Annotated in this window: 23 protein-coding genes; 12 read left to right on the forward strand and 11 right to left on the reverse strand. The window is 61.8% G+C overall.

Going from position 1 to position 22,936, the window contains the following annotated elements:
- Nucleotides 1-3: 3 nt before the first annotated feature.
- From gyrB to dnaA, 5 genes are all read right to left on the reverse strand, one after another.
- Complete coding sequence (gene gyrB, locus FVP60_RS11260; protein WP_147826382.1) at nucleotides 4-2,058, reverse strand: DNA topoisomerase (ATP-hydrolyzing) subunit B; 2,055 nt, start codon at nucleotides 2,056-2,058, stop codon at nucleotides 4-6.
- A gap of 119 nt (nucleotides 2,059-2,177) precedes the next feature.
- Nucleotides 2,178-2,663 (reverse strand): DciA family protein, encoded by a 486-nt coding sequence (locus FVP60_RS11265; protein ID WP_147826383.1) that lies wholly within the window; start codon nucleotides 2,661-2,663, stop codon nucleotides 2,178-2,180.
- Complete coding sequence (gene recF, locus FVP60_RS11270) at nucleotides 2,660-3,895, reverse strand: DNA replication/repair protein RecF (protein ID WP_147826384.1); 1,236 nt, start codon at nucleotides 3,893-3,895, stop codon at nucleotides 2,660-2,662. Before recF ends, FVP60_RS11265 begins: the two co-directional genes overlap by 4 nt.
- 5 nt (nucleotides 3,896-3,900) lie before the next feature.
- Complete coding sequence (dnaN, locus tag FVP60_RS11275) at nucleotides 3,901-5,043, reverse strand: DNA polymerase III subunit beta (RefSeq protein ID WP_147826385.1); 1,143 nt, start codon at nucleotides 5,041-5,043, stop codon at nucleotides 3,901-3,903.
- Between the two features lie 803 nt (nucleotides 5,044-5,846).
- Nucleotides 5,847-7,244 carry a chromosomal replication initiator protein DnaA gene (dnaA, locus tag FVP60_RS11280; protein ID WP_147826386.1) on the reverse strand — a complete coding sequence of 466 codons (1,398 nt, stop codon included), beginning with the start codon at nucleotides 7,242-7,244 and terminating at the stop codon, nucleotides 5,847-5,849.
- A gap of 305 nt (nucleotides 7,245-7,549) precedes the next feature.
- Here dnaA and rpmH point away from each other — a divergent pair, with 305 nt between their 5' ends.
- The 12 genes from rpmH to FVP60_RS11340 all read left to right on the forward strand — a co-directional run bounded on the left by rpmH (nucleotide 7,550) and on the right by FVP60_RS11340 (nucleotide 16,610).
- Complete coding sequence (gene rpmH / locus FVP60_RS11285) at nucleotides 7,550-7,687, forward strand: 50S ribosomal protein L34 (protein ID WP_147826387.1); 138 nt, start codon at nucleotides 7,550-7,552, stop codon at nucleotides 7,685-7,687.
- 8 nt (nucleotides 7,688-7,695) lie between these two features.
- Nucleotides 7,696-8,031 carry a ribonuclease P protein component gene (gene rnpA / locus FVP60_RS11290; RefSeq protein ID WP_147826388.1) on the forward strand — a complete coding sequence of 112 codons (336 nt, stop codon included), beginning with the start codon at nucleotides 7,696-7,698 and terminating at the stop codon, nucleotides 8,029-8,031.
- Nucleotides 8,028-8,381, forward strand: a complete 354-nt coding sequence (yidD, locus tag FVP60_RS11295) for a membrane protein insertion efficiency factor YidD (protein WP_147826389.1) — start codon at nucleotides 8,028-8,030, stop codon at nucleotides 8,379-8,381. Before rnpA ends, yidD begins: the two co-directional genes overlap by 4 nt.
- Before the next feature lie 3 nt (nucleotides 8,382-8,384).
- Nucleotides 8,385-9,482, forward strand: coding sequence for a membrane protein insertase YidC (gene yidC / locus FVP60_RS11300; RefSeq protein ID WP_147826390.1), 1,098 nt, complete (start codon nucleotides 8,385-8,387; stop codon nucleotides 9,480-9,482).
- A gap of 9 nt (nucleotides 9,483-9,491) precedes the next feature.
- Entirely contained in the window at nucleotides 9,492-9,980 is a 489-nt protein-coding gene (locus FVP60_RS11305; protein WP_147826391.1) for a Jag family protein, read from the forward strand.
- 17 nt (nucleotides 9,981-9,997) lie between these two features.
- Nucleotides 9,998-10,621 (forward strand): 16S rRNA (guanine(527)-N(7))-methyltransferase RsmG, encoded by a 624-nt coding sequence (rsmG, locus tag FVP60_RS11310; protein WP_147826392.1) that lies wholly within the window; start codon nucleotides 9,998-10,000, stop codon nucleotides 10,619-10,621.
- A gap of 624 nt (nucleotides 10,622-11,245) precedes the next feature.
- Entirely contained in the window at nucleotides 11,246-11,542 is a 297-nt protein-coding gene (locus FVP60_RS11315; RefSeq protein ID WP_147826393.1) for a hypothetical protein, read from the forward strand.
- Nucleotides 11,543-11,895: 353 nt separating this feature from the next.
- Complete coding sequence (locus FVP60_RS11320; protein ID WP_187240656.1) at nucleotides 11,896-12,828, forward strand: ParA family protein; 933 nt, start codon at nucleotides 11,896-11,898, stop codon at nucleotides 12,826-12,828.
- Nucleotides 12,828-13,802: a ParB/RepB/Spo0J family partition protein gene (locus FVP60_RS11325; protein ID WP_147826395.1), complete on the forward strand. Its 975-nt coding sequence runs from the start codon at nucleotides 12,828-12,830 to the stop codon at nucleotides 13,800-13,802. The genes FVP60_RS11320 and FVP60_RS11325 overlap by 1 nt, the downstream gene beginning before the upstream one ends.
- Nucleotides 13,803-13,820: 18 nt before the next feature.
- Nucleotides 13,821-14,165 (forward strand): tryptophan synthase subunit alpha, encoded by a 345-nt coding sequence (locus FVP60_RS11330; RefSeq protein ID WP_147826396.1) that lies wholly within the window; start codon nucleotides 13,821-13,823, stop codon nucleotides 14,163-14,165.
- 179 nt (nucleotides 14,166-14,344) lie between these two features.
- A complete protein-coding gene (locus FVP60_RS11335; RefSeq protein ID WP_425463455.1) occupies nucleotides 14,345-15,583 on the forward strand; it encodes an IS256 family transposase in 1,239 nt (412 codons plus the stop codon).
- A 721-nt stretch (nucleotides 15,584-16,304) separates the two neighbouring features.
- Nucleotides 16,305-16,610 (forward strand): GIY-YIG nuclease family protein, encoded by a 306-nt coding sequence (locus FVP60_RS11340; protein ID WP_147826398.1) that lies wholly within the window; start codon nucleotides 16,305-16,307, stop codon nucleotides 16,608-16,610.
- 122 nt (nucleotides 16,611-16,732) lie between these two features.
- On the opposite strand, the gene trxA is transcribed toward FVP60_RS11340, so the two are convergent.
- The 6 genes from trxA to FVP60_RS11370 form a co-directional block, all read right to left on the reverse strand.
- Entirely contained in the window at nucleotides 16,733-17,056 is a 324-nt protein-coding gene (trxA, locus tag FVP60_RS11345; protein WP_187240657.1) for a thioredoxin, read from the reverse strand.
- 72 nt (nucleotides 17,057-17,128) lie between these two features.
- A complete protein-coding gene (gene trxB / locus FVP60_RS11350) occupies nucleotides 17,129-18,088 on the reverse strand; it encodes a thioredoxin-disulfide reductase (RefSeq protein WP_147826400.1) in 960 nt (319 codons plus the stop codon).
- Between the two features lie 45 nt (nucleotides 18,089-18,133).
- Nucleotides 18,134-19,744, reverse strand: coding sequence for a murein biosynthesis integral membrane protein MurJ (gene murJ / locus FVP60_RS11355; protein WP_147826401.1), 1,611 nt, complete (start codon nucleotides 19,742-19,744; stop codon nucleotides 18,134-18,136).
- Complete coding sequence (locus FVP60_RS11360) at nucleotides 19,737-21,971, reverse strand: DUF6049 family protein (RefSeq protein ID WP_147826402.1); 2,235 nt, start codon at nucleotides 21,969-21,971, stop codon at nucleotides 19,737-19,739. The genes murJ and FVP60_RS11360 overlap by 8 nt, the downstream gene beginning before the upstream one ends.
- 150 nt (nucleotides 21,972-22,121) lie before the next feature.
- On the reverse strand, nucleotides 22,122-22,595 hold the full coding sequence (locus tag FVP60_RS11365; protein WP_147826403.1) for an S-ribosylhomocysteine lyase: 474 nt from the start codon (nucleotides 22,593-22,595) through the stop codon (nucleotides 22,122-22,124).
- Nucleotides 22,596-22,691: 96 nt separating this feature from the next.
- Nucleotides 22,692-22,931, reverse strand: coding sequence for a hypothetical protein (locus tag FVP60_RS11370; protein ID WP_147826404.1), 240 nt, complete (start codon nucleotides 22,929-22,931; stop codon nucleotides 22,692-22,694).
- Nucleotides 22,932-22,936 lie beyond the last annotated feature (5 nt).

Here is a 22,936-nt window from a genome sequence, read left to right on the forward strand (position 1 = left end):
GAATCAGATGTCCAGGAAGCGGACGTCCTTGGCGTTGCGCTGAATGAAGTTACGTCGTGACTCGACGTCTTCACCCATCAACACCGAGAAAATTTCGTCGGCAGCGGCGGCATCATCAATGCTGATCTGGCGCAGGGTACGCGTGGAGTGATCCATCGTGGTCTCCCACAGCTCCTTCGGGTTCATCTCGCCGAGACCCTTGTAGCGCTGAATACCGGCATCCTTCGGGAGACGCTTGCCGTTTTCCATGCCGTACTTCATGAGGGCATCGCGCTCGGCGTCGGAGTACACGTACTCGTGATCGGCGTTTGACCACTTCAAGCGGTACAGCGGCGGCATCGCAAGGTAGACGTAGCCGGCCTCGATGAGCCCACGCATGAAGCGGAACAGCATGGTCAGCAGCAGCGTCGTGATGTGCTGGCCGTCAACATCGGCATCGGCCATCAGCACAATCTTGTGATAGCGCGCCTTGTCGATGTCGAAGTCTTCACCGATGCCGGTGCCGAAGGCCTGAATCATGGCCTGAACTTCGCGGTTGGCCAGTGCCTTGTCGAGACGTGCGCGCTCGACGTTAAGAATCTTGCCGCGCAGCGACAGAATCGCCTGCGTGTGCGGGTCGCGGCCCTGAACGGCGGAACCACCAGCAGAGTCACCCTCAACGAGGAAGATTTCAGAGATGGACGGGTCTTTGCTCGTGCAGTCTTTGAGCTTGTCTGGCATCGCGGCCGACTCGAAAACGCTCTTGCGACGCGCCGTCTCGCGCGCCTTGCGGGCGGCCATGCGGGCGGTTGCGGCGTCGATCGCCTTCTTGACAACGTTCTTCGCCTGGTCGGGGTTGCGGTCAAACCAGTCACCGAGCTGGTCGCCAACGACCTTCTGAACGAAGGCCTTCGCCTCGGTGTTGCCCAGCTTGGTCTTGGTCTGACCCTCAAACTGCGGCTCGGAGAGCTTGACCGAAATGACGGCGGTAAGGCCCTCGCGCACGTCGTCGCCAGTGAGGTTGTCGTCTTTCTCCTTGAGGAGGTTCTTCGCGCGCGCGTACTTGTTGACCAGGGTGGTCAGCGCTGCACGGAAGCCCTCTTCGTGGGTTCCGCCCTCATGCGTGTTGATGGTATTCGCGTAGGTGAACACGTTTTCGGAGTATGAGGTGGTCCACTGCATGGCCACCTCGAGCGAGATGTCTTTGCCATCGCGGCCGGTGTCTTCGGCCTCGAAGTCGATGATGACGTCGTTAACGACCTCGGCCTTACGCACGCGGTTGAGGTATTCGACGTAGTCGACCAAGCCGCGCTCATAGAGGAAGACATCTGACGGCTGCACCTGCACGATGGTTCCGTCTTCTGCCTGCGTCTCGTAGCGCGAAGCCTCGCGCTCATCGCGCAGCGCAATGCGCAGACCCTTGTTAAGGAACGCCATCTGCTGGAATCGGGTGCGCAGCACTTCGTATTCGAAGTCGACCGTCTCGGTGAAGATCTCCGGGTCTGGCCAGAACGTAATCATCGTTCCGGTCTCTTCGGTCTCTTCTTCTTTGCGGAGGCTGCCGATCGGGTTGCCACCGTTTTCAAAGCTCATGCGCCATGCGTTGCCCTGGCGCTTGACCTCAACGTCAAAGCGGGTCGACAGCGCGTTGACGACAGACGAGCCCACGCCGTGCAGACCACCGGAGACCGCGTAGCCGCCGCCGCCGAACTTACCGCCGGCGTGCAGGATCGTCAGTACCACCTCAACCGTCGACTTCGACGGGTCAGAGGCGTGGCCATCAACGGGGATTCCGCGGCCGTTGTCGATAACGCGCACGGCGCCATCGGGCAGGATTGTCACGTCAATGTTGTCGGCGTGGCCGGCGAGGGCCTCATCGACGGAGTTATCGACAATTTCGTACACCAGGTGGTGCAGACCGCGCGGTCCGGTGGAGCCGATATACATACCGGGGCGCTTGCGGACGGCCTCCAGGCCCTCCAGAATCTGAATCGCGTCAGCACCGTAGTCGCCTGGGACGGCATTCTTCCCCTGCGGGTTAGTCGTTTCCGGCTGTTCTTCAGGGGTTTTCGACGTCATCGCTACTAGTGCTCCGAATCTGAGTTAGTCAGCGTTCAGTCTATCAAGAAAGCGACCGCTCACGGCCACATATGGCCCTGTGCCGCGCGAAAATGGTTGCGGATACCGCCGTAGGTGGTTTAACCGTAGGTATCGCGAGGGCCCCGGCCTGGCGCTGTGCGTGGACCCCATTTCCAGGAGGGTACGTCCGGCCCCAAGAAGCGGATCGATGAAACTTTGGCCGCGGGATGGTGAACGGCGATCTGCGTCATGATGACGGAACGCATCAGCTGCAGCTGCTTTGCCCACGCCGTTGAGTCGCATCGAATGGTGAGCACGCCCTCGGCCAATGACACCGGAGTGGTGTGCTGAGCGGTCTCTTCTCCCGCGATTTCTTGCCAGTTTTGCAGCAGGTCTTCTTGAGCGAGAAGGGGGTCCCACCCGGACTTTTTCGTGAGGTCTGCCAGCACGCTGTCGATTGAGTGTGGGTCGCGCCCGGGCATGAAGGGCGCCGCCGGATCATCTTCGTCGATGCGCACGCGCTTGCGCCGGCGATTGGGGGCCTTGAGCCCGCGCAGTCGTAAATAGGTCGAGAGCGTCTCGGGGAGGTCAGCGTTGTCGGTCAAAACGGCTCATCCTCCTCGGGCGTCCTGCGAGGCTCTGGGGTTTTTGGGGTCTCGCGTGGTTCCGATGTTTCGGGGGTCTCGCGTGGTTCGATCGCGATGATCTGGCCAGACTGCACGCGCACGACGTGTGCCCGCAACTGGGTGGGAACATCTTCTTCCACCGCGGAGGTCACGATGACCTGCTCATAGCCGGCCGCGAGATCGGCCAATCGGGTGCGACGCTGAGCATCGAGCTCGGCGAAAACGTCATCGAGAATCAGAATCGGGTCTCCCGCGCTCAGCTCTTCACGCAGAAGTTCGGCCGAGGCAAGGCGCAGCGCGAGGGCGACCGACCACGATTCGCCATGCGACGCGTAGCCTTTGACGGGGAGTCCGCGAACGGTGAGCAGCAGGTCATCACGATGGGGGCCGACGAGCGTGAGGCCGCGCTCCAGCTCGCTCCCCCGTTTCGCCGCGAGCGCCGCGCGAAATTGCTCAGCCGTGGTTCCGCTCTCCGCGCCGGCGGTTGACGTCTCGTTTTCTTCGGGATCAGCGCCGGTAATGGAAAGCACCCAGCTGAGCGTCGGGGAATGATCGGCGCCGGCGATGGCGGTGTAGGCGGCTGCCACCGGCGCCGCCATTTCGGCCGCGAAGGCGAGGCGCGCATCGATCAGCTGCGAGCCGAGGGTGATGAGTTTGTCATCCCACACGTCCAGAGTGGAGAGCCCCTCGCCCTTGACGCCGCGAGACCGCGCCGATTTCAACAGCGCGTTGCGCTGTTTCAGCACGCGCTCATAGTCAGCGATGATTCCGGCCATGCGGGGGCGACGCTGAATCAGCATCTGATCGGCAAATTTTCTACGCGCAGACGGATCGCCGCGCACGATTTGCAAGTCTTCCGGTGCAAAGAGCACCACGTGCGCGTATCGCGGCAGCTCGGCGGGCTTTACCGGTGCGCCGTTGACGCGCGCCTTGTTGGCACCCTGCTTGTTGATTTGCAGATCGAGGGTGACCCGTCGCTCACCGTGGGCGAGGCGGGCACGCACAAATGCGGCATCCTTGCCCTCTCGAACCAGCGGCGCGTCTTGCGAAACTCGGTGCGAGCCGAGGGTTGCGAGATACGCCAGCGACTCTGCGAGGTTGGTCTTTCCCTGACCATTTCGGCCGACAAAGACGTTCGCGCCTCGGGCAAGCGAGACTTCCGCGGTTTCGTAGTTGCGAAAGTCTTGAAGCCCGAGGTGCTCGACAAACATCGAGCTCAGCGAAGGAGCAGGTTGGGCTGCAGCAGGTACTTGAAGTTATCGTTGCCTGCGCCGTCGACCGACGTCTGCGCGGTAATCAGCACCGGGCTGAGCTTGTTCGCGTTGTCGGTCGAGGTGAACGTGATGCGCGTGAATTCGCTCTTCACGGCACCGAGCGCCTCGGTCAAGAACTGCGGGTTGAGGCCGATGACGACATCATCGCCGCCCGAAAGCGTGGCATCGATCGACTCGGAGGCCCGAGCCTGCTCGTTGCCCGAGGCATCCATCGTCACCGAGTCGTTGGTGAAGGTGAAACGCAGCGGCGCCGAGCGGTCAAGCACGAGCGAAACGCGACGAACGGCCTCGACGAGATCGGCCGTGTTGACGACGGCGTAGTGCTCAGTCTGCTCAGGGAACAGGCGGCGAACCGGCGGAAAGTTGCCCTTGATCAGCAGCGACGTCACCGTCTTGTTGCCGGCGGTGAACGAAATGATCTCGCGATCGCCGGAACCGGAGAAGGCGACCGAAATGTTTTCGGCGTGCGAGAACGTCTTGCCGACTTCGAGCAGCGTGCGAGCCGGAACCAGGGCGGTGCTGTCGACGGCCTGGCCATCCCACTGCACATCGCGAAGCGCAACGCGGTAGCGGTCGGTGGCAACGAGGCTGAGCTCGGTGCCAGAAACCTCGAGCAGCACACCGGTCAGCACCGGGGTGACGTCATCGCGCGATGCGGCAAAGCCGACCTGCGAAATCGCGGTTGCAAATTCGTCTGCCGGGACCAGGCCAGACTCGCCGGTCACCTCGGGGATGGCGGGGTATTCCGCGACCGGCATAGACGCGAGGGTGAATCGCGCCGAACCGCAGGTCAGCAAAATACCACCGTCGTCTTGGGTGGCCAGCTCGATGGGGGCGTTGGGCAGGCGGCTGGCGATGTCGGAGAGCAGACGACCATGCACCAGGATCGTGCCCGGCTCTTCGATCGTTGCCTCAATGACGGTGCGTGCCGACGCTTCGTAGTCGAACGCCGACAACGACAAACCCTCGTCAGTGGCCTCGATGAGCACACCGGCCAGAATCGGCTGCGGATTGCGCTGCGGCAACAACTTGACGACGAACGAGACGGCTTCGCTGAAAACGTCGCGATTCACGTGGAACTTCACGTTCGCTCCCTAGAACTCCCTGCTTGGGGTTACAACACTAGCGCCACTGTGTGGACAAGCCACAGCCCACAGCCAAATCCGTCAAGGTCATCGGAAGTCACACCCATTGAGAGAGATTTGGTTAACAGTGTTAACAGCTGTGGATACTGTGGACAACTCTGTGGATCCCAAGCGAGAGTAAGGAATTACAAAGCTGTCAGTTGTGGAAACCAGTGTAATTCCGCGGGAGAACTGGCCTGTGGAAAACCGTGTGAAATCACAAGTTCTCCACAGGCTGCCGGAGTTCGTTCACAATCCGTCGACAGGAAATGGGATTTATCCACAAGTTATCCACACTGTGTGAAACTACGTTTTCGAGCCTTCTCGGGCGCGTCGCGGGGCTTCTGACGCGTTTTTGAGGCGACCAGGTCACTTTTGATATCGAGAAGTTGGGTGCGTTAGAGGGCTGCAGAGCGTTATCGACGTGCTGCGGAGAATCCGTTCTGACGACCTAATTCGAGAGTTTTGACCGCAGCACGTGGTTCCGGAACCAAATTCGACGAAATAGGGCGCTGAGCGTGGTTCTCTCGATGCGACGTTTCGGTGCTTGACGGTGCAATCGTTTCGAGCGCTGCATGTTCGGTGCTTGGCGGGCACTGCCGGGCCGCTGAACCGGCATAGGGAGACGTAGCGCACCGCCCGCGGCCCGTAGTGCTCAGCGGGCGCAGAATCGTTTCTGACAGCTAAAAAACCCGGCTTCACGAATGGAAGCCGGGTTTTTGGCGCGAAGTCGAAAATTAACGCGCTGAGATTGATTGTGCGCGTTAGCGGCGGCTCAGCTGTGCGGTGATCTCGGTGACCTGGTTGTAGATCGAACGACGCTCTTTCATGAGCTCAGCGATCTTCTTGTACGCGTACATCACGGTGGTGTGGTCGCGGCCGCCGAAAAGCTGGCCGATCTTCGGCAGCGACAGGCTCGTGCGCTCACGGCACAGGTACATGGCGATCTGGCGGGCAGTCGCCACCGCCTGTGAGCGGCTGGAACCATAAAGGTCGTCGACCGTGAACTTGAAGTACTGGGCAGTGACGGTGATGATGTCGGTCGGCGAAATCACGTTCGCCTCGGTCTGATCAACAATGTCGCGCAGCACGGTTTGCGCCAGACCCATATCAAGCGTCGAGCGGTTGAGGCTCGCGAAGGCCGACACACGAATCAGCGCACCCTCGAGCTCACGAATGTTCGACGACACCATCGTGGCGATGTACGTCAGCACCTCATCGGGAATCTGCAGACGTTCGCTCTGCGCCTTCTTGCGCAGAATGGCGATGCGCGTTTCAAGGTCGGGTGCCTGCACATCGGTGATCAAACCCCACTCGAAGCGTGAGCGCATGCGGTCTTCAAACCCGGTGAGCAGCTTCGGGGCGACGTCACTCGTGATCACAACCTGCTTGTCGTGGTCGTGCAACGTGTTGAACGTGTGGAAGAACGCCTCTTGCGTCTCGGCCCGACCCTGCAAGAACTGAATATCGTCAATCAGCAGAATATCGACGTCACGGTAGCGCGCCTGAAAAGCGGAACCACGGTTGTTGGCGATCGAGTTGATGAAGTCGTTGGTGAATTCTTCGCTGGAAACGTAGCGAACGCGCACCCCGGCGTAGAGGTTGATGGCGTAATCGCCGATCGCGTGCAGCAGGTGAGTCTTGCCGAGGCCGGAATCGCCATAAATAAACAGCGGGTTGTATGCCTTGGCCGGCGCCTCAGCCACAGCAACGGCCGCCGCATGCGCAAAGCGGTTTGACTGGCCGATGACGAAGCTGTCGAAGGTGTACTTCGGGTTCAGCCTCGTATCGTGACGCGAATTGTGCATCTGTACTGGTTCCGGAGCCGGCTCTTCAATGGGCCGCGGAATCGACGTTTCGTGCACGGTTACCGGTGCGGTGATCTGCGTTTCGTTGAGTTCGGGGTCAACCGCCACCCGAAAACCGGTGGCTTCGTTGCCGCCGACGGCGGCGAGCGCCTCGCTCATCGGCTGCTTAATGCGCTTGAGCTGGCCGGCGGTGAGATCGTTTGGAACCAGGATGTACAGCATTCCGCCCATGACACCTTGCGCGACGGCAAGGTTGAGGAATCCGTGCATCTGAGGTGTGACACGGTCATCCGTCGCGAGGTGCTGCAATACGGCTTTCCAGACGGGAACATCCGGAATGTCGTGCTGCGTCATGGCTGTTGTTCCCCCAACGGAATTGCGCAAAGAACCTGAGTTCATGCTGTGGATAACCCGGCGTTTGTGCAACGCTAGCGAGCCGGGATTGCAAGAGCAACCTCCACTCTACGGCGGATTTGTGCGTGTCTTCGGGGGTTTGGGCCCAAGATGGGGATAATCACAAGTTTGGGTCTCAGTTTGCTTGTTGGCCGGGAAAGTCGTAGCCTAAATCGGTTGACTTATGCCCCTTTACAGGTGCATCAACCCTTGTCCGTAAGTCCCCGGAAGCACTCATCCCGGTGACTGCATCTCCGGAGTGACCCATGAGCAAGCGTACTTTCCAGCCGAACAACCGCCGCCGCGCCAAGAAGCACGGCTTCCGTGCCCGCATGCGCACCCGCGCGGGCCGCGCGATCCTTTCTGCACGTCGTGCAAAGGGTCGCACCGAGATCTCGGCGTAACACCCGCGGTGCTCGCGAGACCACACCGAATTACCCGCGGAGCCGACTACAAAGCAGTTGTGCGACGCGGGGTACGAAGTGCGGGCGCCCAAACCATCACGTACGTCACCCTGACGGGTGAAGAGCGTCCGGCACGGTTTGGTTTCATCGTGAGCAAGCAGGTTGGCACGGCGGTCGTCAGAAACACGATCCGCCGTCGCCTCAAAGCGATCTGTTCCGAAGCATTGCCTTCGGTGAGAATGGGCGCGGATGTAGTCATCCGCGCCCTTCCGTCGTCTGCCGACAACGACTATCAGTCATTACGCGACGAGGTTCGACGGTCTTTGGAGAAGAAGGCATCATGACGAGCGCGCTGCCAACGTACGCTCGCGGCACCGCTCAATTCGCGGTTCCGGATTTCTTCCGTTCCGTTCCGCTGTGGCCGCGCAACGCGGCAATCGGTGTGATGACCGCGTATCGTGCGGTGATCTCCCCGATCTACGGCGATGTTTGCAAGTACTACCCGTCTTGTTCCGCCTATGCCGTTGGTGCTCTGCAGCAACACGGCCTCGTCAAGGGGTCGGCGAAGGCCGCGGCGCGTATCGCCCGCTGCCATCCCTGGGCTCAGGGCGGCGAAGACGATGTTCCCCCTCATCCGCATTTTCGACACGGACTCACGCCGCGTGGGTTTGTCGTGCCGTCTGGAAAGGACTGATCCGTGGATCTGTTTTCCATCATTCTTTGGCCCCTGAAATGGGCCGTCGAAGCGATCCTGGTTGCGTGGCACTGGGTGCTCACCGCCCTTGGCATGGACGCTGCGAGCGGAACCACGTGGGTGCTCGCCATTGTTGGTCTGGTGATCGTCGTTCGTTCGGCGCTTGTTCCGCTGACGGTGAAGCAGATCAAGAGCCAGCGCCGCATGATGGAAATTGCTCCTGAACTGCGAAAAGTACAGGCTAAGTACAAGGGCAAGAAGGATCAGCTCAGCCGTGAGGCGATGAGCCGCGAGACGATGGCGCTGTACAAGAAGCACGGCACCACGCCGGTTTCTGGCTGCCTGCCGTTGCTGGTGCAGATGCCGATCTTCTTCGCGCTGTTCTCGGTGCTCAACGACGTCACCAAGCACGCCAAGGCGGGCGACGGTGGTGTTGGCCTGCTGAACGAGACCCTGACGCAGCAGTTCTACGACGCCAAGCTGTTTGGTGTGGCATCGCTGCACGACTCGCTGATGGGGTCGCTTGAAGCGAAGAACGCCGGCTGGGAAGCCACCGTCACGATCCTCGTGATTCTCGTTGTGCTGATGATCGCTTCGCAGTTCTTCACGCAGCTGCAGATCGTTTCGAAGAACCTCTCCCCCGAGGCTAAGACCGGTCAGGCCTACCAGATTCAGAAGGTCATGCTCTATGTCCTTCCGTTCGCCTTCGTATTCTCCGGTGTCTTCTTCCCGCTCGGTGTTGTCATCTACTGGTTCATCTCGAACCTGTGGACCATGGGCCAGCAGTTCATCGTGATCCGCAACATGCCGACTCCTGGTTCCGACGCCGCAAAGGCCCGTGAGGCTCGTCTGCTCAAGCGTGGCAAGGCACTCGATGCCAAGGGCAACGTCATCTCCCTCGTCGAGTACGAGGCTGAGCAGCAGCGCCTCCTCGAAGAGGCTGAAAAGCGCAAGGCACAGCAGCCCAAGCGCGAGCAGCCCATGGGTAAGAACCGCGCGAAGAAGCAGGCGCAGAAGCAGAACAATCCGGCACCGAAAGAGCCCACCGATGGCTCCGACGACGGCACTGATGACGGCCTTGCCGGCGCAAAGAAGAAGTAGGACGCGATGATGACTGACGCACCCACGAACGAACCGACCGAAGCTGCCGACCTCGAGCAAGAGGGCGACATCGCGGCCGACTACATCGAAGGTCTGCTCGACATTGCCGACATCGACGGCGACCTTGAGCTTGATGTTCGCCAGGGTCGGGCCTATGTCTCGGTTGAGAGCGACGGAACCTCGTTGCGCACGCTCTCGGACCCGGAGACGGTGCAGGCTCTGCAAGAGCTCACGCGCCTCGCCGTGCAGAACAAGACGGGTCACTTTTCCCGCGTAATTCTGGACATCGGCGGATCGCGCGATGCTCGCCAGGTGGAGCTCGAGAAGCTCGTCGACCGCGCTATTGCCCGTCTCGACGAAGGTGCATCACAGGCGTCACTGCCGGCGATGTCATCGTACGAGCGCAAGCTGGTGCACGACATCGTGTCGGACCGCGGTTTGATTTCTGAGTCATATGGTGACGGCGCCGAGCGCCACACCGTGCTGCGCCGCGCCTAGTTTCACGTGAAACATTTATGACGCTCGAACAAGAACCCGCAGCGGCAGTCACGCTGTTTGGCGACAACATCGATAAGGCACGCGCCTTCACCCAGGCACTCGCAGACCAGGGTGAAGAGCGCGGCCTGATCGGGCCGCTGGAACTTCCACGCCTCTGGACCCGACACATTCTCAACAGCGCGATTACTGCTCCCCTGTTCTCGGGACGCGTCGGTGATGTTGGTTCCGGCGCCGGCCTACCTGGCCTGGTGCTGGCGATCGCTCGACCCGATGTGGAGTGGGTGCTCATCGAGCCCATGGAACGCCGCGTCACCTGGTTGAACGAGCAGGTTGAGGCGCTCGGGCTCGAGAACGTGACTGTTTTCCGCGGCCGTGGCGAAGAATGGCCCGAAGGCGCCGTGCTTGACGCCGTGACCGCTCGCGCGGTCTCAGCTCTCCGTACCCTGATTCCGTTTACCGCTCCTCTGGTGCGCGATGGGGGCGAGGTCATTTTCCTCAAGGGTGCCTCCGTTCAGAACGAAATCGACGCGGCCGAAAAGGTGCTGCGCAAACACAAAGTCACCGACATCTCGGTCTCGGTGCTCGGCGAAGGCATCCTCGACGAATCCACCCGCGTTTTCCGCGGCGTAGTACGCGGCTAATCTCCCACTCCTGCGCGTCCGGTGGGTGGGTCTCAGCCCACTGAAGAAACCCCTTGTTTCACGTGAAACAGGGGGTTTCGCCCGTTGAGCGAGGGCACGTAGTGCCCGAGTCGAAACGTGGTGATGTTGTGCGGATCAGTGGGCTATCCGGAGGTGCGCCCGTTGAGCGAGGACACGTAGTGACCGAGACGAAACGTGGTGTTGTCGGGCGGAGCGACGGGTTATCGCGGGGTTCGCCCGTTGAGCGAGGACACGTAGTGCCCGAGTCGAAACGCGGTGGGGTTGGCTGGAGCGGCGGGCTATTGCGGGGTTCGCCCGTTGAGCGAGGACACGTAGTGGCCGAGACGAAACGTGGTGATGTCGGGCGGAGGGCGGGGATCAGCGCCGAGATGGGAGGGCATGGGGCTCAGGCTGCAAAACCATGCGGCTCGCGTACGTGGATGAGTGTTTCACGTGAAACATGGCGGGAACCTGGGCATGACAAGATGGGTGAATGGTTAATGGCTCATCCACGCAGGTACTGGCCGAGGTCTCACGTGGCTTTTCGGTGGAAGATGCGAACATTCCGTTCGGCGTGTTTCACGTGAAACGTCGCCGCGAAAGTGTTGAAGGGTGTCGCCACGTATGAAGAAGCTGATCTTCTCGTTCATCGCGTTGGTGGCGATCGTTGGCGTGCTCTACCTGCTCATCCAGACGCCGGCTGCTGCACCATTCCTCAGCATTTTCGGTCTTGTTGTGGTTCTGATTCTGGGCGGATATACCATCTACCTCCGTCTCGGGGGTAATGCAGAACGCCGACGCAACCGACAAGTTCTCCGCGAAGAGCGTGAAATGAATGAACTCGAGGCCGGCTCATCGTCACCCTCCCCCTCTCCCACAACTCCCGATTCCCTCGAGTACCCAACCGGCCAACCCCTCTAACCCCCGTCGGAATCCATGTTTCACGTGAAACCACCCCAGTCCGATTGAGCGTGAAGCCAACTTCCCCCCGACTCCCCCGGCACACTCATGCCCAGCGCCCCCCTCATTCCCACCCCCACTGGCAGACAGCGCCCTACCCTCATCCCCTGTTCCGCCCCGCACCGCAACCACCCCTGCAACCCCACCCCTGCAACCCAGCCCCCCGCGCGCAACCCCACCAACCCAGCGCCGCATGGTTCCACCCCTCCACAGTCAGATGCATACCCGAACCATTCCCCCAATCCCCAACACGCCCGCCAAGTGTCCCCCGCATCGCCTAGAGTAGAAAAGCTGGTCTTCGCGCGTAAAGGAGTGTGTTTCACGTGAAACAGTCCCCCGCTGACGACACCACAACGTTTGGTGACGACACTCCGTTGGCGCGCGAGCTTGCTGATCTCAGCGCTCGTCGTCGCGTGTTGGAGAGCACGAAGGTGGATCTCCCGGTGAGCACCCGTATTCTGACGGTTTCGAACCAAAAAGGTGGCGTCGGTAAGACCACGTCGGCGGTAAATGTTGCCGCTGCACTCGCAAACCTCGGTGCCCGCGTTCTTGTCATCGACCTTGATCCGCAGGGCAATGCGTCGACAGCTCTCGGGGTTCCGCATACGGCTGATGTTCCCAGTGTCTATGACGTTCTGATTGACGAGTTTCCGCTCGCCGAAGTGATTCAGCCGAGCCCCGAGTCTGACAACCTATTCTGCGCGCCCAGCACGATTCACCTCGCCGGCGCCGAGATTGAGCTTGTGTCCCAGGTGGCGCGTGAGCATCGTCTCCGCACGGCGTTGGAAGAATACCTCGCCTCGGTTGACGAGAAGCCGCACTTCATCATCATTGACTGCCCGCCCTCGCTCGGGTTGCTCACCATCAACGCTTTCACCGCAGCTGATGAGGTCTTCATTCCGATTCAGTGCGAGTACTACGCTCTCGAGGGCCTTAGCCAGCTTCTCGGCAGCGTTCAGATGATTCAGAAGCACCTCAATCCGCGTCTGCATGTGTCGACGATTCTGTTGACGATGTATGACGGCCGCACGCGACTCGCGCAGCAGGTGGCAGAAGAGGTACGCTCACACTTTGCGGAACAGGTGCTTGACACCGTGATTCCGCGTTCGGTTCGTGTGTCTGAGGCGCCAAGCTTCGGTCAGACGGTCGTTGCATATGATCCTCAGTCGGCGGGCGCAATCGCCTATCGTGAGGCAGCAGTAGAAATTGTGCGCAAGAGCGCACGCGAAGCGGAAGGTCGGGCCTAATGGCTAAGCGAACGGGACTGGGTCGGGGAATAGGAGCACTTATTCCGACGTCAGACGCGGCAGAGGCGCGTCCGGTCGACGTATTCTTCCCCGGAGCCTCGGTTGCGAAGGACTCCCCCGCCACAAAGCCGGTGACGGAGGTGGGGGAACCAGAGCTGATGAGCATTCCGGGGCTGCGGCTCATTGAGATTGACCCGAATGACATCGTTCCCAACCCGCGTCAGCCGCGTACGGTCTTTGACCCCGAAGATCTCGCAGAGCTCGTGCACTCCGTCAAGGAGTTTGGCGTCATGCAGCCCGTCGTGGTGCGCACGCTGGAAGACGGAACCTATGAGCTCATCATGGGTGAGCGCCGCACCCGCGCTTCGCGCGAGGCCGGCCTTTCCAAGATTCCCGCGATCGTTCGCGAGACCAGCGATGAGAACCTTCTCCGCGACGCTCTGCTGGAGAACCTGCACCGTTCGCAGTTGAACCCTCTGGAAGAAGCGTCGGCGTACCAGCAGCTTCTCGAAGACTTCGGCATCACGCACGAAGAGCTTGCGACGCAGATCGGTCGTTCTCGCCCCCAGATCAGCAACACCCTGCGTCTGCTCAAGCTGCCCGTTGCGGTTCAGCAGCGCGTTGCGGCCGGCGTGCTCTCGGCTGGTCATGCCCGCGCCATTCTCTCCGTTGAGGGCTTGGAAGGCATGACGAAGCTCGCAGAAAAGATCGTGAACGAAGACCTGTCGGTGCGCGCCGCAGAGGCTGCCGCGAAGACGATCAGCACGGCACCGGGCAGCAAGCCAAAGCCCAGCGCTGGCGCACGACGCGCTTACCTCGACGATGTGGCGAGCCGCTTGGGTGACCGCCTCAACACGCGAGTCAAGGTTCAGCTTGGCGCACGAAAAGGCCAGGTCAACATTGAATTCGCGAGCATTCAAGACCTCAATCGAATTCTGACCGAGCTGGGCGAGGCCGAATTTGGTTCTCGCTAACACCAGAACGGCAGTGCAGTGACCGAGGGTATTCCACGGCGCGCCAGTCTTGAACTGCTTCGAGCTGAAGCGGCAGACGAGCGTGCCGTGCTCATTCACGAGCGACTGCGCCATGGCGAAGACCCGTGGGAGTTTATGGAAGAGCTGCCCACGGTGGACGAACTCGTCGTGTACTCGCTGCGCGCCGAGAATATCGAGTCAAACGGTGGCCGGCGCCCCAACGAGGTTCGACACTATCGCGTGCTACGCCAGATCGCACTCGAGTACCCAGACCTCACTCCAACGGTCTGGAAGCTCCTCGGGCAGACAAACACGCATCGCGCCTGGGATGCAGTTGTCACCGACTCCCCCGGCGCCGCGTAGCGCGCCGTTTCACGTGAAACATCACCCCTCCTCGCCCGTTGAGTGAGGCCACGTAGTGCCCCGTTTCACGTGAAACATCACCACTCCCCGCCCGTTGAGCGAGGACGGGGACTGTCAGCAAAACGGTGGATCTGGGACTGGCCTGACCGAAAGGAAGGGCTATGAGCCAGACCATCGAGATGATCGATCCTGTGACGGGAGAGATCATCGATCAGCAACAGATCGCCGAGCAGCTGCTTGCGCAGGCGAAGGAGCAGGGCGTCAGCCTCGTGGGGCCGGGAGGCCTGCTGGGCGGGCTGACGAAGACCGTGCTCGAGACCGCGCTCGACGCGGAGATGACCGAGCATCTCGGCTATGAGAAGCACGCGTCATCGAACGGCGAGAACGCGCGCAACGGGACCCGGTCCAAGACCGTGCTCACCGAGGTCGGTGCCGTCGAGATAGACGTGCCGAGAGATCGTGACGGGTCGTTCCAGCCGAAGATCGTGCGCAAGCGGCAGCGGCGGTTGGACGGGATCGACGAGATTGTCCTGTCGCTGACCGCGCGCGGGCTGACGACTGGTGAGGTCGCGGCGCACTTCGACGACGTCTACGGGGCGAGTGTCAGCAAGGACACGATCTCGAAGATCACCGACAAGGTGATCGAGGAGATGACCGAGTGGCAGAACCGTCCACTGGACCGGGTCTACCCGGTGGTGTTCATCGACGCGATCGTGGTGAAGGTCCGGGACGGGCAGGTGCGCAACAAGCCGTTCTACGTCGCCGTCGGCGTCACCACGGCCGGGGAGCGCGACATCCTCGGGATCTGGGCCGGCGATGGCGGCGAGGGCGCGAAGTTCTGGCTGGGCGTGCTCACCGAGATCAAGAACCGCGGTGTCGAGGACGTGTGCATCGTGGTCTGCGACGGGCTGAAGGGCTTGCCGGAGTCGATCACCACGACGTGGGAGCTCGCGGTCGTGCAGACGTGCATTATCCACCTGATCCGCAACACGTTCCGCTTCGCGTCGCGCAAGTACTGGGACCAGATCGCCCGTGACCTGCGCCCTGTCTACACCGCGCCGACCGAAGCCGCCGCGAAGGCGAGGTTCGAGGAGTTCGCCGAGAAGTGGTGCACGATGTATCCCGCGATCCGCAAGCTCTGGGAGAACGCCTGGACGGAGTTCATCCCGTTCCTGGACTACGACGTCGAGATCCGCCGCATCATCTGCAGCACCAACGCGATCGAGTCCCTCAACGCCCGCTACCGCCGCGCGGTCAGGGCGCGTGGGCACTTCCCGAACGACGCCGCCGCGTTGAAGTGCCTCTACCTCGTGACTCGGTCGCTTGACCCCACTGGCAGGGGTCGGGCACGCTGGGTGACGAGGTGGAAGCCCGCACTCAACGCCTTCGCGATCACCTTCGAAGGCCGAATCAACTGAAATGCGCCAGGCCAGATCCACCGTTAATCTGACACACCCCGAGGACGCATAGCGCCCGAGTCGAAACGTTGTGTCGTTGTGAGGGTTTCGGTGCGTTTCGGCTCGCTGCGCTCGCTCAACGACCGGGGTGGGTTGGTCGTTGAGCGAGGACGCGTAGCGTCCGGGTCGAAACGTCGTGTCGTTGTGAGGGTTTCGGTGCGTTTCGGCTCGCTTCGCTCGCTCAACGACCGGGTGGGGTGGTCGTTGAGCGAGGATGCGTAGCGCCCGAGTCGAAACGTTGTGTCGTTGTGAGGGTTTCGGTGAGTTTCGGCTCGCTGCGCTCGCTCAACGACCGGGGGTGGGTGGTCGTTGAGCGAGGATGCGTAGCGCCCGAGTCGAAACGTGGTGTCGTTGTGAGGGTCGTGGGTGCGTTTCGGCTCGCTGCGCTCGCTCAACGTCCGGGGTGGGTCGGGCGTTGAGCGAGGATGCGTAGCGTCCGAGTCGAAACGTTGTGTCGTTGTGAGGGTTTCGGTGCGTTTCGGCTCGCTGCGCTCGCTCAACGTCCGGGGTGGGGTGGTCGTTGAGCGAGGATGCGTAGCGTCCGAGTCGAAACGTTGTGTCGTTGTGAGGGTCGTGGGTGCGTTTCGGCTCGCTGCGCTCGCTCAACGACCGGGTTGGGTGCGTGGGTTGAGCTGTGGACAGTATGGATGAGATGCGTATGCGGGAGCCTATGCTCCACCGCATGGCCTTTGTTTACATGCTTCGTTGCGCTGATGACACACTCTACGTCGGCAGCACGGTAGATCTCGAACGACGCCTCGCAGAACATCAGGTCGGTGACGGCGCTGCCTATACCCGACGAAGATTGCCCGTTGAGCTGTTCTGGTTTGCTGAGTTCGAACGCATCGACGAGGCCTTCGCTTGGGAAAAGCGCATACAGGGATGGAGCCGCCGTAAACGGCTCGCATTCGCCGCAGGCGGGGTCGATGCTGTCGTGGGCTGGAGTGCAGCTGAGCGCCGTGAACGACGGGCTGAGACATCTGATTAAAGACGTTTCGACTCGCTGCGCTCGCTCAACGAACAAGGGCGCTCGCTCAACGAACAAAGGGGTCTCCGGAACCACGTCAATGGTTCCGGAGACCCCTTACGTCACAAAAGTGACGCGCGGAATTACCCGAGGTACTTCGCGAGGTCAGCCTCGAGCGCGACCTTCGGCTTAGCGCCGATGATCGTGGTCTCAACCTCACCCTTGTTGAAGACCTTCATCGCCGGAATCGACGTGATCTGGTACTTCATCGCGAGGTCAGGGTTCTCGTCAACGTTCAGCTTGACGATGGTGATCTTGCCGGTGTGCTCGGCTGCGATCTCGTCGAGAATCGGCGAAACTGCGCGGCACGGGCCACACCATTCCGCCCAGAAGTCGACCAGAACCGGGCCCTCAGCCTGCAGAACGTCGGCGTCCCACGTTGCCGAACTCGTTGCCTGTGCCGTCATGATTCTTCTTTCTGTTGTTGGGGCGCGAGCGCCCTCAGAGTCTGTAACGCCGGCGTGCCGGCGAATGTTCCGCTAGACCGGGGCGGTCGCCACGTCAGCGGCGGAACCATCGGCCAGCGCTGCGAGGTAGTGCTCCGCGTCGAGGGCGGCAACGGTGCCAGAGCCGGCCGCCGTGACAGCCTGTCGGTACGTCGGGTCGAGCACGTCACCGGCCGCGAAAACGCCAGGAACCGTGGTCTTCGACGAGCGACCGTCAACCCAGATGGTTCCGTCGGCCGTCAGATCAACCTTGCCATGCACGAGGTGCGTGCGCGGGTCGTTACCGATGGCGATGAACAGGCCCTGAACGTCGAGCGTGCCCTCGGAACCATCGACAGTGTTGCGTAGCTGCAGCGAGTTGACAGCGCCGTCGCCGACGACGTCAACGACCTCGGTGTTCCAAATGAACTCGATCTTTTCGTTCGCCATGGCGCGCTCCTGCATGATCTTGGAGGCACGCAGCGTGTCTTTGCGGTGGATGACGTAGACCTTCGACGCGAAGCGCGTGAGGAAGGTTGCCTCCTCCATGGCCGAGTCGCCGCCGCCAACGACAGCAATCACACGGTCGCGGAAGAAGAAGCCGTCGCACGTCGCGCACCACGAGACGCCGTAACCGGAGAGGCGCTCCTCGCCCGGTAGACCCAGCTTGCGGTAGGCAGAGCCGGTCGCGTAGATCACGGTCTGCGACTCAACGACGGTGCCGTTGCCGAGCGTGATCTTCTTCACGGGCCCGTTGAGGTCAAGCTCAACCGCGTCAGCGTAAGCGACCTCGGCGCCAAACTTCTCGGCCTGGGCCTGCATCTTTTCCATGAGCTCGGGGCCTTGGATGCCATCGGGAAAACCGGGGAAGTTCTCGACCTCAGTGGTCTTCATCAGCTCACCGCCGGCTTCGACCGAGCTCGCAATGACAAGCGGCTCGAGCCCCGCGCGAGCGGTGTAGATGGCTGCCGTCAATCCGGCGGGACCGGATCCGATAATGGTGACCTGACGCACTTTTCCTCCTGGCTTTCAGGTATGTAAACCCATCGTAACCGCGGGTTATTCCGCCGAGCGGCGGCGGAACCGTTTGATTGTGTCTGTTGCGACGGAAAGTTCCGGGGCACGCACGATGGCGAGCACCCCGATGTACACGGCACCGGCGACGACACCGATGATGCCCAGGCCGACGATGCCGAAGATCTTGGAGTCAAGCATCCAGCTGTCGGCACCGCCGAGCAGCTGCCAAATGCCCCACCCGGCCAGACCGGCAATGAGGCCGGCAACACCGAATCGCGCGTATCCGCGCAGCCACGAGCCGGCCATCAGTGAGCCAAATCGACGCCGCAATAGAATCGTTGCGACGATGAGTTGCACGATCGTCGCCACCGACTGGCCAAGCGCAACGCCCGCTGCCAGCAGTTCGAGTGGCAAGAAGGCGGCCGCCAAGTAGGCCGAGATGACGACGAGCATACCCTGCAGCAACGTGAAGAAGAACGGCGTGCGGGTGTCGCCCAGAATGTAGAACATGCGCTGAATGACAAACAGAATCGCCACCGGAATGAGGTTGACGAGGTAAGCCAGCAGCACGGGCGCCGAAACAGCGGCCTCCGCGGCCGAGTTGGTGAAGATTCTGGTGGCGGGCAGCGCGCCGGCGGCAAGCACGGCGGTCGCGAGCACAATAAAGAAGCCGAGGGTGCGAATCGACGAGTCGATCGTTTCGCGTAGCCGTTCCGTCTCCCCCGCACTGCCCAGTTCGCTCATGCGCGTGAAGTACGGCGTGCCGATGGAGAGCACGATCACCGAGTACGGAACCATATACACGAGCCACGCGTTGCTCATTACGAGGCCAGCGGGGTTGCCTTCCAGTGCACCCGATGCCTCAGAGACAACCTGGCTCTGCACGATGCCACCGATGGTTCCTACCAACACCATCAAGAAGGTCCATCCGGCCATCTTGACCACTTCGCCGAGGCCGACGCCGCGCCAGTGAAAGTCGGGGCGCACGCGCAGTTTGGCGCGCTTCCAGAACAGCAGCAGCGCAAAGAACTGCACCGCAATGCCGAGGGTGGCAGAACCACCAAGCAGTGCAATGCGCTCTGGCGTCCAGTCTGCGATGTCGGTGAGATTGCCGCCGTACAACCAAATGATGAGCGCGAAGCCGGCGGTCGAGACGATGTTGTTGACCACGGGCGCCCACGCGTACGGGCCGAACACGTTTCGCGCGTTGAGTGTCTCACCAATAAGGGCGAACGCGCCGTAGAAGAACAGCTGCGGCACGCACCAGTAGGCAAGCGCGGTGGCAAGCCCCTTCTGCGCGGGTGAGAATTCTGGCGAGTACAGTTCAACCAGCCAGGGCACGGCGATCATCGCCACCACCGTGACGGCGAAGAGCCCGACGATACCGATGGTGAACAGCTTGGAGATAAAGGCTGAGCCGCCGTCGGCGTTGCGCGCGGCCTTGACGACCTGCGGAACCACGATGGCCGTCAGTAGGCCAGCGGAGACGAGAGCATAGATCTGGTTGGGCAGACCGTTCGCGGTGTTAAATGCGTCGCCAACGGCGAACACGCCGATGGCAGTGACGAGCACCATGGTGCGCACGAGGCCGGTGAGCCGCGAGACGAGGGTGCCCGCCGCAATAAACGCGCTTGCGCGCCCGATGTTAGCCATGCGAATCCTTGTGGTTTTCGTCGCTCGCCTGCGTTGATGGTTCCGCGTCACCCGCGTCACTCGTTGCGTCGGCGCCAGCGTCGGATCCAGCCGAATCAGCAGCCGAATCCCCAGCCCCAGCCTCAACCTCAGCCGAACCCTCAACCGAATCAGCCGCTATCGCCCGTTCCCGCCTGCGCTTATGCACCGTGCGGTATATACCGCCGGCGAAAAGCAACACCACGAGAGCGATCAGTGCGGTGATGCCAAACTTCTCCCACTCGGCGCGCACCAGAACGTCGGTGTACATGGGGCCACCGATCTCGTGACCGTTCTCGGCGGTGAGCCAGAACCGAATGGTGACGTCGCCGTTGCCGAGGCCCGCGGTCACCGGAATCAACACCTTTGTCACCGCGCCAGCCTGGGCTTGAACTGTCGTGGGAGACTCCACCGTAAGCCGGAAGTCATCGGGCTGCGCCCACAACTTGAGGGTCGCGGCAAACGGCAAATCATTACGTACCTGCAACGGAATAGACGAGCCGCTCGTCAAAAATTGGATGGTCGAGACAGGTGCAATATCGATTGCCGTCAGCGTTTGATGAACTGCTTCGCGGTGCGCGGCAATCTGTTCATCCCACTTCTTCTCCCCCAGCCACGCGACTGAGAACAGTTGCAGAATCTCCGCACGCTCGGCGCCCGTGATCAGCGTGGGGTCCGTCAACACCACGGCCATCTCGGCGAGCGGCTTCTCATTCTGCAGCAGTGAGGTGAGTACGGCGGCGCGATCCGTTGGTTCCGGTGCGCCGGTCAGTGCGGCCGGAACGGCGGTTTGCGCACGCAAGATCACTTCACCGGCCAAACGGCCGCTTGAGGCATCGCGCAGTGCGCCCAGAGTCTCGGTCGCAGCGGCTTCGTTCCACTCCACGTCGCGATCGAGCGCAATGAGCGCCCGCCCGTCGCCGGTGACGTTCGCCTGGGCAAGCACTTCGCTGAGGTCATCGTTTCGCACAACGGCGTCGGCTTCTGATACCGCGAGCGAGACTGCGGCCGACAGCTCGGCGTCGTAGACCAGGGCGTCGGTTCCGCTCCCCTCCAACGTCACATGCACCTGCGAGGTATCAACCTGTGCCGAAGAAACGAGCACCGTCTTGCCTTCGCTAACCGCCCACTCTGCCGTCGCCTGCGTCATGGTTCCGCCCGCCGGCCATACCAAGTCATCAACGGCACCGTCGATCGTCAACAGCTCTTCGAGCGTCGGCGCGGCGTTCGGCGTTGCCGTTGGCGCCGGGGTGGTGCCGTCGACGACCGGCGAGAAACTGGCGTCGAGGTAACGCGTGAGCGAGGTGGGGGCAAGGTCGGCAACGCCCGCGGCAACCAGCGTCGCAACGTCAGCGTCGGCAAAGGGCAACACAAAGATGTCGTTATCGAGCTCGTCAAAATCATCGAGCCAGTTCTGCACCGACGTCGGTGCCGATGCCCCCAGAGCCCGCATCGATGCGAGGATCGCCGGATCAACCACCACGATCACATTGGCCTGTTGCGCCGCATGCAGTGCGAGCGTGAGGTCGCCGTCTTCGGCGGTGAGTTCGGCGAGTGCGTCGGCCGAAAGCAGGCCCCTTGAGATGGCGGGGGCGGTAAACGGAACCACGACAGAAACGTTGTCGCCGGGCTCGGGCACCGTGATGACGGCATTGTCCGTGTAGGTGACCGTGCCTGAAACGTACGAAACCTGAATCGGGTGCACACCGGGCGTGAGGCTGGTGAGTGGCGCGAGAATTCGAGAGCCGTGCACCTCGATATCGGTCGTGGCGTCTGCAGCTTGCGGGTCGACCGCGAGGGTTCCGACGTCTGTCAGCGTGACCCCGGCCGGGTCGTTGCTGAGCCAATCGCTAATCGCGCCCTCGTCGGTGAGAGGGGCGGAACCAATGCGCAGGGTCGCCGTGCCGGCAACGAGCGCCGCGGCACCGTTGTCGAGCCGCATGTCGACGATGAGCTCACTGCCGGGCTGAAAGATGCCACCGGCTCGGGGGGCGGCGACGATGGAACCAAGACCCGCGGTGGGCGAAGGCGAAGGCTCTGGGGTCGTGTCGGTCGGTGTGACCGAAGCGCTCGGGGTGGGCGTCGGAGTTGTCGCCCCGAAAGCGGCGGGAGCCATGATCAGACCAGAACCAACCACAAGCGCCGCGGTGCACAGTGTCGCCGCGTGGCGCCAGCGCAGGGCTGTAGATAGAGGTCGCGTCGTGGTCATAGTCACAGTGGTCGGGTGAACACACGCCACACGACTGCCTTGATTCTATGGCGCAACCCTGTCGCCACCCTGGCAGCGCGGCGAGAATCCGACCACGCCTCCCCGGGTAGCGCGTTCCGTCTCGCGGAGCTCGCGTGCGGCCCCGCCGTGCTAAACGCCGACGCGGCGGAACGCGTCGCGGCTGAGGCCCTGCGCCACGATGAGCTTTGCCCACTCGCGTGCGCTGTGCAGGCTGTGATCGCGGTAGTTTCCGCAGCCTTCGGGCGATACGCCCTGCACGTCGCCCCATTCGGCCTCGTTCGCAATAAATTCGAGGCTCTCGGTCACCGCGACGGCAACGTCTTCAACGGACGGTTGACCCCACGTGATGAGGTGAAAGCCGGTGCGGCAGCCAAATGGCGAAATGTCGATGACACCTTCGAGACGATCACGAAGCAATCCAGCGAGCAGGTGCTCGATCGTGTGCAGGCCGGCCGTCGGAATCTCGCCCTCGTTCGGCTGCACAAAGCGCACGTCAAAGTTGGAGATTTCGTCGCCCCGAGGCCCGGCAGAAACACCGATGAGGCGAATGTAGGGTGCCAGCACTGCGGTGTGATCCAGCGTGAAGCTTTCAACTTCGGCCATGGTTCCTCCGTCGCTCAAAGAATAAGACGCTTCGAACATAGCGAACGGTGCCGCGCAGATCCGAAATGCGCGACACCGTTCGACTTTTATTGCGGACTACTTTTCTCCACCGCAGTGGTCTTCGTTGACGCCACCCCAGTTTCCGTGGTCCATGCAGTCTTTGCCCTTGTCGGGCTGCGGGTCAACGCGAGCCGGCTTGTTGCTGTTGCCGTGGTCGCTACCGTCCATCTGTTCGGAATGAGGGGCGGCAGTGGCGGAGGTAGCCACCAGCGGCATCGCTCCGAACGTGAGAATTCCGGCAACCATGATGGTGCCGGCAATGCGCTTGATTGACATACAAC

This window comes from Microbacterium mitrae, assembly GCF_008017445.1.
Classification (GTDB): domain Bacteria; phylum Actinomycetota; class Actinomycetes; order Actinomycetales; family Microbacteriaceae; genus Microbacterium; species Microbacterium mitrae.